At 69.1% G+C, this 11,824-nt stretch carries 11 protein-coding genes; 8 read left to right on the top strand and 3 right to left on the bottom strand.

The window, feature by feature from the left end; genetic code table 11:
- Positions 1-170: 170 nt before the first annotated feature.
- A complete protein-coding gene (locus ACMGFE_RS10205) occupies positions 171-743 on the top strand; it encodes a hypothetical protein (protein WP_436925051.1) in 573 nt (190 codons plus the stop codon).
- A gap of 83 nt (positions 744-826) precedes the next feature.
- Here ACMGFE_RS10205 and ACMGFE_RS10200 read toward each other — a convergent pair whose 3' ends face one another.
- Together ACMGFE_RS10200 and ACMGFE_RS10195 are read right to left on the bottom strand one after the other, a co-directional pair.
- Positions 827-1,393, bottom strand: coding sequence for an SRPBCC family protein (locus tag ACMGFE_RS10200; RefSeq protein ID WP_436925050.1), 567 nt, complete (start codon positions 1,391-1,393; stop codon positions 827-829).
- A gap of 41 nt (positions 1,394-1,434) precedes the next feature.
- Complete coding sequence (locus ACMGFE_RS10195) at positions 1,435-2,463, bottom strand: hypothetical protein (protein WP_436925049.1); 1,029 nt, start codon at positions 2,461-2,463, stop codon at positions 1,435-1,437.
- Between the two features lie 108 nt (positions 2,464-2,571).
- On the opposite strand from ACMGFE_RS10195, the gene ACMGFE_RS10190 reads away from it, so the two are divergent.
- Positions 2,572-3,273: a hypothetical protein gene (locus ACMGFE_RS10190; RefSeq protein ID WP_436925048.1), complete on the top strand. Its 702-nt coding sequence runs from the start codon at positions 2,572-2,574 to the stop codon at positions 3,271-3,273.
- 128 nt (positions 3,274-3,401) lie between these two features.
- Here ACMGFE_RS10190 and ACMGFE_RS10185 read toward each other — a convergent pair whose 3' ends face one another.
- A complete protein-coding gene (locus ACMGFE_RS10185; protein WP_436925047.1) occupies positions 3,402-3,710 on the bottom strand; it encodes an Hsp20/alpha crystallin family protein in 309 nt (102 codons plus the stop codon).
- 176 nt (positions 3,711-3,886) lie between these two features.
- Here ACMGFE_RS10185 and ACMGFE_RS10180 point away from each other — a divergent pair, with 176 nt between their 5' ends.
- From ACMGFE_RS10180 to ACMGFE_RS10155, 6 genes are all read left to right on the top strand, one after another.
- A complete protein-coding gene (locus tag ACMGFE_RS10180; RefSeq protein ID WP_436925046.1) occupies positions 3,887-7,195 on the top strand; it encodes a PAS domain S-box protein in 3,309 nt (1,102 codons plus the stop codon).
- Between the two features lie 123 nt (positions 7,196-7,318).
- Complete coding sequence (locus ACMGFE_RS10175) at positions 7,319-7,681, top strand: ArsR/SmtB family transcription factor (RefSeq protein WP_436925045.1); 363 nt, start codon at positions 7,319-7,321, stop codon at positions 7,679-7,681.
- Between the two features lie 395 nt (positions 7,682-8,076).
- On the top strand, positions 8,077-8,868 hold the full coding sequence (locus ACMGFE_RS10170) for an electron transfer flavoprotein subunit beta/FixA family protein (RefSeq protein ID WP_436925044.1): 792 nt from the start codon (positions 8,077-8,079) through the stop codon (positions 8,866-8,868).
- The gene (locus ACMGFE_RS10165; RefSeq protein WP_436925043.1) at positions 8,865-9,941 is read left to right on the top strand and encodes an electron transfer flavoprotein subunit alpha/FixB family protein; all 1,077 of its coding nucleotides are present in this window, start codon (positions 8,865-8,867) and stop codon (positions 9,939-9,941) included. Before ACMGFE_RS10170 ends, ACMGFE_RS10165 begins: the two co-directional genes overlap by 4 nt.
- Complete coding sequence (locus ACMGFE_RS10160) at positions 9,938-11,335, top strand: FAD-dependent oxidoreductase (RefSeq protein WP_436925042.1); 1,398 nt, start codon at positions 9,938-9,940, stop codon at positions 11,333-11,335. The genes ACMGFE_RS10165 and ACMGFE_RS10160 overlap by 4 nt, the downstream gene beginning before the upstream one ends.
- Positions 11,332-11,646 (top strand): ferredoxin family protein, encoded by a 315-nt coding sequence (locus ACMGFE_RS10155; RefSeq protein WP_436925041.1) that lies wholly within the window; start codon positions 11,332-11,334, stop codon positions 11,644-11,646. The genes ACMGFE_RS10160 and ACMGFE_RS10155 overlap by 4 nt, the downstream gene beginning before the upstream one ends.
- Positions 11,647-11,824 lie beyond the last annotated feature (178 nt).

The raw sequence follows: 11,824 nt of genomic DNA, 5'->3' as shown, positions 1-11,824 counted from the left end.
GATCGCTACCGGACGTGTAGATAAACTGGTTCCGTACATTTTTATGCGATGGGAAGACCTGGGTAGAACGTTCACGTGATTCCACCACCCGTTGGATAGAACGTTCACGTGATCCCGCCGATCGAAAGATCACGTGATATTTTTCCCGGGCCGCGCCGTCGGGGCGAGGTATGCGAGGGCCAGACGAAAAGACGCCCGACCCGGCCGTCTCCCCCCTGTTCGTCAACGCGATCCACGAGGAGGTGCGCGAGTACGCCGGCGAACGGGCCGGGGGGCCGCGTCCGTGTCCGGGGTGCGGCTCGGACGCTCGCCGGAAGAACGGGTACCAGCGCGAACCGAAGACCGTCGCGCGCCTCGTCACGGACGCGGGGATCGAGGACGTCGGCGTGCAGGTCCAGCAGTACGAGTGTACGGACTGCGGGCGGTCGTACCAGGGAGACCTCTCGGCGCTGTTCTACGAGGGCTGCGACTACGCGAAGCCGATCGTCGACCTGTGTCGATTCCACGCGGCCGATCGGTCACCGACCGCCTGCGAGCGCCTGCTTCGCCGGCAGTACGGACTCCAGGTCAACCGCGACACGGTCGAACGGTACGCCGAGCGGTTCGAGGGGGCGCCGGAGCCCGCGCACGCGATCGACATCGCCGGGCACACGTACTCGCTGGCGTTCCTCTCGGTCCTGTTCGGGGACGGCGACGCCGAGGCGCCGCAGTTCGTCCTCACGGGGCACCGAGGACTGTGGTAACCAGACCGCTGCCGGTCGTGCTGTCACCGGGGGTCGAACGCCGGACCCCCGGGGACCGACGGGACTGACGCTACCGACTCCCGTCAGTCGGCGTCGGTCGAAACTGTCGTCGAGAGGTTCTCGAAGTAGGCGTCGACGTCCCGGCTGACGATGGGCCGGAGGATCGACGGACTGAGCGCGGCGACGCCGCCGCTGTAGGTCACTTCGGCCCGGTACACCAGACGCGATCCGTCCCTGTGGCCGTCGTCGATCTCCATGGCCGCGAGGACGTCGAAGTCGCTCCCGGTCTTCTCGTCGAACGCGGTCGCGCTGGTGACGACGTACTCCGGCGGATTCAGCTCGACGAACTCGGCCTCGCCCGACAGCGAGACGGTGAGGTGGCTCACGCCCCGCGTGATCTCGACGGCGTACGTCCGCTCGGAGACGCGTTCGATCGACTCGGCGCCCGGGACGCACTCGGTCAGCGTCTCGGGGTCCGACAGGCAGGCCCAGAGTTCGTCGGGGTCGGCGTCGATGTACACCGCGTCGGAGAACTCCAGGCGCTCGGCGTCGCCGTCCGACGCGGTGTCGCCCGTCGCCGACTCCGCTTCGGCGGTGCTCTCGTCGCTGGTAGTCCGGTCGGTCGGTCGCGTGTCGTCTGGGTGGCTCATTTGTGATCGGAAACCCGGGGGTGGCCCGGAGCGCCGCGCCGTTACACTTCGATGATGGTGAACTGGTTCGATGCGATGCCGACGTCGTAGTAGTTCGCGTCGCCGTTCGTGACGACCACTTCGTAGCCGTAACTACCGGGTTCGAGCGACTCGGTCTCGAGCGTCCCGGTCCACTGGGCGGTCGACTCCTCGCCGCCTTCCTGCCACTCGAGTTCGACTGAGTCGAACGCGCCGTCGGTGGACTCGACGGTCACCGAGTCGAGCGTGTCGCCGCCGACGAGGTCGCCGCTCGACCCGTCGTAGACGCCGATCGCGAACGTGACGTCCATCTCCCGGCTGAACTGGCGCTCGGGGACGCAGCCGCCGACGAAGCCGTTCGCGGCTTCCTGGGGCGAGCCGTTCCAGAACGTCTCGGTCGTGACGACGTAGTTGGTCGGGTTCGAGTACTCGATGATCTCGATGGCGTCCTCGAGGATGCCGACGGTGTGGAAGTTGGCGTCCCCGTCGGTGACTTCGACCGTGTAGGGGACGGTCCCCGGTTCCATGTCCTCGGGGACCGTCCACGAACCGCCCCACTCGTCGGCCGGGTTCTCCTCGTCGTCGCCAGCCCAGCCGAGTTCGACCTCGGGGCCGCCGTCGACGTTGACGACGACGCTGTCGAGGTCCTCGTCGGTGAGTTGATCGCCCGTCTCGGGGTCGTAGATGCCGACGTAGAAGACGACCATCATCCCCGGAACGAACCGCCGCGTCGCGGAACACGCCGAGGCGAACGCCGCGCCCTCCGGGACCTCGCCGGTCCCCGTCTCGGCGGTCACGACGTAGTTCTCGGGTTCGGGTTCCGGCGTCGCCGTCGGGGTGTCCGTGGGCGTGTCCGTGTCCGCCGGCTGGGCGGTGTCGGTCTCTCCGTCGCCGCCGGGACACCCGGCCAGAGCGACCGTCGCCCAGCTGGCGGCGCCGCCGGCGAGGACGCGACGGCGCGTCGCTCCGTCGCCGTCGTCTGTTGGGTCGGCTCCGTCCTCCTGGTTGGCGAGCGATTCCGCGTCCATCTGGTGGCTACTGTCACGGCTCATTGCACACACGCAACTCTCGGAGGAAGCGACAAAGCCCTCCCCGTAGTTCCAGATTTTTGGGAACTACGTCCGTCGCTTTACTATGGAACTCCCGAAGATGCTAGCGAGATGGCTGAAGACACCTCCGGAGTCGACGACGACGCCGGTCGCAACGGTGAACCGAACAGCGGGTCGGACCCGGCGAACGGCGACGGGTCGGTCACCCGACGGCGACTGCTCGCGTCCGGCGCGGCCACGTGGGCGACCGCGAGTATCTCCGGGTGCCAGTACATCACCGACCCCGGGACCGGTGACTCGGACGACACCGCCACCCCGACCGTGACCACCGAGACGACGACGACCGACGACCCGGTCGACCAGCAGACGCCGACCCCGTCCGAGGACGCGGGCGACACGTCGGCTCCGACCCCCAGCGAGGGGGACGGGACGCCTTCCGGGACGCCCACCGGAACGCCGACCCCCACCGAGACGCCGACGCCGCCCCCCACGACCACCGCGTGCTCGCTCGCCGGTCAGTTCGCCGCCGGGATGGAGGTCGGACTCCACGTCAGCGTCTACGACCCCGAGACCGGCGAGGCGCTGGGAGCCGACGCGCTCGACCGCGTGACCGTCGAGTTCCCCGGCGCCGACTACGGGCCGCTCGAACTGAACTGGGCCGGCGACCACGAGGCCTACGCGGCGGACACCTGGGGGTCGAAGATCGCGACCGACACCGACACCGAACGGGGGACCTACCGGTACGAGGTCTCCGTCGAGGGCGACGACGCGGACGTCGAGACGACCGTCTCCGATCGGTTCATCGTCGTCTGACCGGGACGCCGCGGTTTTCCGACGGGCATCCTCACAGGGACCACCGAGCGACGGCCGAGGAGGTAGCACTGCTCGGTGCGGAAGGAAATCGAGGACGCGAACCTCGGGACGGTGCGCTCGGCCGGGCGTCACTCTCGGACGTCGATGTGCCGTCCCGGCGGTTCGTCGGTCGCTTCCGCCGGGAGTTCGACGTCGAGGACGCCGTCCCGATACGTCGCCGTGATGTCTTCGGCGCGGACCTCCCGGGGAACGCTCACCTGGTGGTGGAACATGCGTGAACTGCCGCTCTCACCGGCCCGTTCTGCCGAGATCGACAGACGGTGGTTCAGCCAGTTCACCTCGATGTCCTCGCGGTCGAACCCCGGCAGGTCGACGAACACCCGGTAGGTCCCGTCGTCGTTGTACAGTTCGACTTCGTGGTCGGGGCGATGTGTCATCTGGGGCTCCCTGGGTGGAGATTGCCGGTACCGGCGCACCTTCCTTTCGGTAATTATCTTTCACTGGGAACTCCACCCGGGGCCCCGACTGCGACCGCAGCCCGCCGGTTCGGGACCGTGGCGACCCGCGGCGCATGGGTCACGCTTTTGCGGGTTCGAACCGTACTCTCAGCGTTGTGAAAGAGGAGCAGCCGCGATCAGACCCCGAACTGGCGGCCGCGAACGACCGGGAGTTCGCGGCCGAGACCGGGACACTGGAATCCGCCCTCGGGTCGACCGCGGCCGGTATCCTCGTCGTCGATGGGACGGAAGTCTCGTTCGCGAACGTCGCGGTCGAGCGACACCTCGGCAGTGAGCCAGACGAGTTGATGGGGGAACCCGTCGACCGCGTCCTCCCCGACCGCGTCGCGAACGCCGTCGAGACTATCCGTGAGACGGGCGAGCGGCGGACCGTCCAGTTGACGACGGACTCGTCCGCTCCCGCCGGGGGTCGGGAACTCACGGCCACGCTCGTCCCCGAGGCGGAGACCGGGCGCGTCGTCCTGACGCTCGGGGCCGACGTGCCAGCGCGTCAGCGGGCAGAGTCACAGACGAACGCTGACTCGCAATCGTCGGTCCCACCGTCGATCGACGACGGCGTCGCGATCGTTTCTCTCGACGCCGAGGGCGAGATCACGGGGCTCAACGAACGAGCCGAGTCGCTCACCGGATGGACCGTATCGGACGCCGTCGGCCGACACCTCTCGTCGCTGTATCCCGACGACGTGCCCGAGGAGGCCCCTGGTCGAACCCTCGAACGCGCACGTGACCGCGGCGGGATCGAGGAGGAAGGGTGGCGCCAGCGGTCGGACGGGTCGAAGTTCTGGGCGGCGACGACGGTCGCCCCTCGCCGGAGTTCCGACGGTCGGGTCGACGGGTTCAGGCTGATACTGCGGGACCGGACCGATCGCAAGCGGGTCGAAGACGAGCGGGAGTTGCTCGCGGCGGTCAACCACGCGGTGTCCGACGCGGACACGTTCCGCGACGGGGTCGAGACGGCGCTCCAGGCCATCTGCCGCCGCACGCAGTGGGCCTACGGCGAAGCGTGGGTTCCCGCCGCCGACGGCGACTACCTGGAGCATCTCGTCGCTCACACCGAGGACGAGAGTCTCGAACCGTTCATGCTGGCCAGTCGGGGGGTCACGTTCCCGTTCGAGGAGGGGTTACCCGGTCGCGTCTGGGTCTCGGCGTCGGCCGAGTGGATCCCCGACGCGTCCGCCGAATCCGAGGACGTCTTCCAGCGGTGCGCCGCGGCCGAGGCCGTCGGACTCCAGGCCGCACTGGGCATCCCCATCGTGACCGACGGCCGGGTCGTCGCGGTGCTGACGTTCTTCCTCCGCGAGCGCCACTCGGCCGACGAAGAGCTGGTCGACGCGGTCACCGACGTCGCCGCCGATCTGGGCGTCCTGATGGCACGCAAACGGGCCGAAGACCGCCTCCAGCGCGAACAGTCGCTGTTGAGCCGGATCTTCGAGACGAGTCCAGTCGGCCTGCTCGTCACCGACGCCGGCGGGCGCGTCGTCCGGGCGAACGCGCGGGCGAGCCGTATCTTCGGCCGGGACAGCGACGCGCTCGTCGGGACCGCGTTCGGAGCGCTCGCCGACTCGTTCGGCGACGCGGACGGCGACGCCGACCCGACCGACGAACTACCCGTCGCCCGGGCGCTCGCGACCGGCAGCGCCGTCACCGACGTCGAACTCGAACTGTCGGCGGACGATGACCGCGCGGACTGGGTCTCCGTCAGCGCCGCGCCCTTCGGGAGCGCGGACGGCCCGGTCGAACGCGTCGTCGTCGTGGTCGAAGACGTCACCGAGCGCCGGGAGCGCGAGCAGTCGCTGCGCACCTTCCGGGAAGCGGTCGAGCAGGCCGGCCACTCCGTCTACGTCACCGATACGGACGGCACTATCGAGTACGTCAACCCGACGTTCGAGCGAGTCACGGGCTACGACGCCGACCGGGCGGTCGGGTCCGATCCCTCGATCCTCAACTCGGGCGAGCACGACGAGGCGTTCTTCGAGGACCTCTGGGAGACGATCTTCGCCGGCGAGATCTGGACCGGCGAAGTGCGCAACCGGCGCAAGTCCGGCGAGACCTACGTCGTCAACCAGACGATCGCGCCGATCGCCGACGAGTCGGGGACCATCGAGCGGTTCGTCGCCATCAACGACGAGATCACGGAGCAGAAACGGCGCGAACGCGAGCTCCGGCGCCAGCGTAACTCCCTCGAACGGATCAAACAGATCATCGAGAGCTTGCGACCGATCAACCGGGAACTCGTGCGCGCAGACACCCGCGAGGCCATCGACAGCCGGCTCTGCGAGCGACTGGCCGGCTCGGAGGCGTACCTGTTCGCCTGGATCGGCGACTACAACTCGGCGGTCGGCGACGTCGACCCCCGCGAGTGGGCCGGCGTCGAGGACGAGTTCCTGGGTGACATCGATCTGTCCCTCACGGCCGACGGCGCCGACGACCTGTTCCGGGACGCGGTCGTCGACGGGACCGTGCAGGTGACCCGGGAGATCCCGACCTCCCCCACGTCCGACGAGCGGCGGACCCGCGCGCTCGCCTACGGTTTCCAGTCCCAGGCCGCGATCCCCGTCGTGTACGGGGATACCGTCCTCGGCGTCGTCGGGGTCTACTCGGCCCGGCCGGACGCGTTCGACGAGTACGAACAGGGACTGTTGCGCGAACTCGGCGAGCGGGTCGGCCACGCCATCAACGCCGCCGAGAACAGACAGCTGCTACACACCGACACCGTCGTCGAACTGGAGTTCGAGGTCGGCGGGACCGACTCGTCCGTCGTGTGCGTCGCCGGCGAACTGGACTGTCGGCTGTCGCTGAACAGCGTCACCCCAGCGGCAGGCGGCGCCTACGCCGGCTACTTCGAGGTGGACGGCGCGGCGCCCGAGGCGGTCGTCGAGGCGCTCGAAGGGCGCGGGGACGTCGACCAGGCACGCGTCGTCAGGGCTCACGGGCGGTCCGGGATCGTGGAGTTGACGGGGCGGCTGGGACCGGTCGCCACCCTCGTCGAGTACGGTGCGACGGTCCGGTCGTTCGAGACGGCCGGCGACGCGGCGACGCTCCGCTGTGAGACCACGCCGCGTTCTGACGTCGAGTCGCTCATCACCGACGTCGAGAACGCCGGTGACGCCACGGTGTTCCTCGCGAAGCGGACCCGCGACCGGGACATGCGGACCCTCGAACTGACGAAGACGGCCGTCGAGGAGCGGCTGACCGACAGACAGCGGGAGGCGCTCGCGCTGGCCTACCACGCCGGCTACTTCGCCTCTCCCCGTCATTCGACCGGTGAGGACCTCGCCGACGTGCTCGGGATCGCCTCGCCGACGTTCTACCAGCACGTTCGCGAGGGGACTCGCAAGATACTCGAACTGGTGGTCGGCGACGACGAACCCGGTTCTGCGGACTCGCCTGACCGCGACCGGTGACCCTCGATAGCTGTCTCCATTCTGACTCTAGTTGACTAGGATCTGCGAGCAGTTACACGTTGGTTGCCACTAGTCCACTAGTTCCCAACGCTATGCGACGGGACGCGCTACGTTCAGGTACCGATGGGCGAGAACAACCAGCGAGCGTTTCTGGACGTGGTGGGCGACGAGGACTGTGCCGCGATTCTGGACGCGATCCGGGAGGAGAGCCAGACCATCCCCGAGCTGTCCGACGGCTGTGACATTCCGCTGTCGACGGCCTACCGGAAGCTCAAGCTGTTACAGGAGGCGGACCTCGTCGAAGAGAAAAACCGGCTCCCCAAGGACTGCCGCCCGAAGAACGTCTACGAGCTGAGTTTCGACGCCGCCGTCGTGACGATGGGCGACGACGGCGGCTTCGAGGTGGAGTACGTGGATTCGCCGCCGAAACGGGCCGCGTACGAACGTGTCGGCGGCCAGCCGCTCTCGCTGGTCGGTGGTGACTGAGCGATGTCCGTGGCGTCGCGCCGAGGCGCGGACGCCCGGGCGACGGTGACGACTGGACCGAACGTTCCCCGCTACGATGTCCCGATACAGGATCACTTGCGAAACGTGTTCGTACGAGGCCGAGGCGGCGTCGATCGCCGAGGCGCTGACGAAAGAGCGAGCGCACAAACGACGGGCCAGGGTCGAACACAGAGTCGCGATCGAACGGTGCGTGGAATCGCGATGAGACGACCGGAGCGGGCCGATCGACGCGGGTCGCGGTCCCGTTCGACCGTGGTGACTCGTACAAAAGTCGTCCCGGCGTTCCCGCGAGGTAAGAATCGCCGATACCGCTTACGGACGGGCCGACGCGGATCTAGACGGATCGGTAGTCCATCGAAATCACCCAGGTATCCATGGTAGACGAACCAACGATAGTCGTCGGCGTCAAGCAGGTCCCCGACGACGACGAAGTACGGATCGACCCCGACACGGGGCACCTCGACAGGGCGAGCGCGCCGGCGGTGATGAACCCGCCGGACAGGAACGCGCTCGAAGCAGCGCTCCGGTTGCGCGACGAAGGGGGCGGGACCGTCGTCGCAGTCACGATGGGACCGCCCACAGCCACGGACGTCCTCGAAGAAGCGGTCGCGGTGGGCTGTGACGACGCCGCGCTGATCACAGACCGGGCGTTCGCGGGCAGCGACACCTGGCCGACGAGCCTCACGCTCGCGGCCGCCGCCGAATCGCTCGGCGCGGACGTGGTCGTCTGCGGCGAAGAGACGACCGACTCCTCGACCGGGCAGGTCCCGCCGGGGATCGCCGCCCACCTCGGGTGGGCACAGCTGACCTACGCGGAGGACCTCGACCCCGAGTTCGACGACGACACGCTCGTCGCGCGTCGCGACGTGGAAGGCGGGTACGAGGTCGTGGCCGCCGAGTTGCCCGTCGTCGTCGCCGTGGCCTACGGCGAGTTCGAACCGCGCCCGGCCGGCCTCCACCGCAAGCTCTACGCCGAGTCCGAGTTCGAACCGATCGAACTGTCCGCCGAGGACATCGGGCTCGACGACGAGGAGGTCGGCATCGACGCCTCGCCGACGGAGGTCGGCGGCATGGAGACCGTCGAGCCCGTCGAACGCGCCCAGGAGGTCGTCGAGAGCGTCGACGAACTGGCCGACGAACTGGCCGAGGCGGAGGTGTTCGGATGAGCGACGGCGACGCGGACGGCGAACCGGTCGACGACGGGACCGTCGACACCGACGCGTACAGCGACGTGTGGGTGTTCGTCGAGGAGCACGACGGCGACGTAATGACCGTCTCGTGGGAGTTGCTCGCCGAGGCGCGCGGGCTGGCCGACGACCTCGGCGAGGACCTCGTCGCGCTCGTGATCGGCGAGGCCGTCGACGACGTGGCAAGGGAGGCCATCGAACGCGGCGCCGACAGGGCGCTCGTCGCCGACGACCCGGTGTTCGAGCCGTACCGGGCGGACCCCTACGGCGAGCAGTTCCGCGCGCTCGTCGAGGAGCGCCAGCCCGCGATCGTCCTCATCGGCGGCACGCACACCGGCCGCGACTTCGCCGGACGGGTCGCCGTCCCGGCCCACGCCGGGCTCACCGCCGACTGCACCGAGCTCGGCGTCGACGACGACGGCCTCCTGGAGGCGCGCCGACCGGCCTTCGGCGGCAACGTCCTCGCGACCATCGTCTGCGAGGACTACCGCCCGCAGATGGCGACGGTCAGGCCGGGCGTCTTCGCGGCGGCGGCGCCGGACCCGGACAGGGACGGCGAGGTCGAAGCCGTCGACGTCGTCGTCGACGAGTCCGACACAGTGACGGAGGTCCGCGAGCGGGTCGTCGGCGACACCGCGGACATCACCGAGGCCGACCGGATCGTGGCCGCCGGCGGCGGTTGTAACGGCGACCTCGCACCGATCGAGGCGCTCGCCGACGCGCTGGACGCCGACCTCGCCGCGAGCCGGAAGGCCGTCGACGAGGGCTGGGTCGACGGTTCGCGGCAGGTCGGCCAGACGGGCAAGACCGTTCGTCCGGATCTGTACGTCGCGGTCGGCATCTCCGGCGCGGTCCAGCACGTCGAAGGCATGAACGACAGCGACGTCGTCGTCGCGATCAACGACGACCCGAACGCGCCGATCTTCGACCACGCCGACTACGGCATCGTCGGCGACCTCTTCGAGGTCTGTCCCGACCTCGCCGAGCGGGCCCGGGACGGTGAGGCCCTCGCCGGGTCGGGGGCAGACATCGAGATGGAGGGACAGCCATGACCGAGACGGAAACCGAAGCGGACGGGGACGGGAGCACCGAGCGGATAGACCTGTCCGACCGGGACACCGCGACGCCGGACTACGACGAGGCGTTCGACGCCGTCGTCGTCGGCGCGGGGCTCGCCGGGAGCACCGCCGCGCTGACGATGGCCGAGGAGGGGCTCGACGTGTTGCTGGTCGAGCGCGGCCGCTATCCCGGGGCGAAGAACGTCTTCGGCGGCGTGCTCTACACGCCGACGCTCCGGCAGCTCGTCGACGTCGACGCGGCGCCGCTGGAGCGGTACATCGCCGAACGCCGCTTCGGGATGCTCACCGACGAGGACGAGACCGCCGTCTCCATCAGCCCGGGCGAGTGGCACGACCCGCCGCACAACGACTCCTACACCGTCCTCCGCGGGGAGTTCGACGAGTGGCTCGCCGAACAGGCCGTCGAGGCCGGCACGACGCTGGTCACCCGGACGACCGTCACGGGCCTGCTCCGCGAGGGCAACCGAGTCGTCGGCATCGAGACCGACCGGCCGGACGGGACGATCCGCGCCCCGTACGTCGTCCTCGCGGAGGGCGGCAACTCCCTGGTGAGCGAGGGCGCCGACCTCAAGGACACCGAGCGCCGCGAGAACGTCGCGGTCGGCGTCAAGGAGGTGCTGGAGTTCCCCGGGCGCGAGCACGCTATCGAGGACCGGTTCCGGCTCACCGGCGACGCGGGCGTCTCCTATCACTACTTCGGCGAGGGCGCCGTCGGCGACGCGTTCGGCGGCGGGTTCGTCTACACCAACGAGGACACCGTCAGCGTCGGGCTGGCCTACCGGCTCTCGGACGCCGCGACCTCCCAGCCAGACCCCGAGGGGACGCTCAACGCCTTCAAGACCCACCCGGCGGTCGCACCGCTGCTGCGCGGCGCCCGCACCGTCGAGTACACGGCAAAGACGATCCCCGAGGGCGGTGCCGACGAGATCCCCGAACTCGTCCACGACGGCGCGGTCATCGTCGGCGACGCCGCCGGGCTCGTCCTCAACAACGGCATCCACCTCGAAGGCACCAACATGGCCGTCGAGAGCGGCTATCACGCCGCGAACGCCGTGGTTTCGGCCGCCCAGCGCGGCCGGACCGACGCGGACGCGCTCGCCGGCTACCGCGAGGCCCTCGAATCGTCGTTCGTCGTCGAGAACCTCGACCGCTACGAGTGGCTGATAGAACGGGTCCAGGAGGACCGCCAGCTCCTCTTCGAGGACATCCCGCGGGCGGTCGCCGACGCCGGCAGCGAGTACTTCAGGATGGACAGAGCGCCGAAAGACCAGCACGCGTCGACGGCCAAGCGGGAGCTCCTGCGGGCCGTCGGTGGGTACACCGGGGCTGCGAAGCTCGCAGTCCGCTACCGTAAACTCATCAAATGAGCGTCGAACCAGGCATCCCAGACGTCGACAACGAATCGCTCGAAGACCGCCTCTACACCGTCAAGTACGAGGACGCCGGGGACTCCCACCTCGACGTGACGATCCCCGGGATCTGCGCCGAGAAGTGCGTCACCGACGACTGCATCAACGTCTGTCCCGCGGACGTGTGGCGCGAAGGCGAGGACGGCGTCCCGCACATCGCCTACGAGAACTGCCTCGAATGTGGCAGCTGTCGGTGGGCCTGCCCCCACGGCAACGTCGAGTGGGAGTACCCCGAGACCGGAGCGGGCGTCACGTACAAGAACGGGTGACACGGCCACGAGGCGCCCGTATCCGACCGCCGATCGACGGCGTCCGTGACCCAGAACTGGTGTCTCCTCGACTGCGAGACGTGTGTCGACCCCCGTGAAACCCGGAGCCGCACCGAAACGGGCCACGGCGTCCGCGGGACGCTCGCACCAGATGCGATCACGCCTGTTGCTAGTTGTA

This window comes from Halosimplex amylolyticum (genome assembly GCF_051414035.1).
GTDB lineage: Archaea > Halobacteriota > Halobacteria > Halobacteriales > Haloarculaceae > Halosimplex > Halosimplex amylolyticum.
Note: the sequence above shows the minus strand (reverse complement) of the source record. Positions and strands in the feature narration are given on the sequence as shown.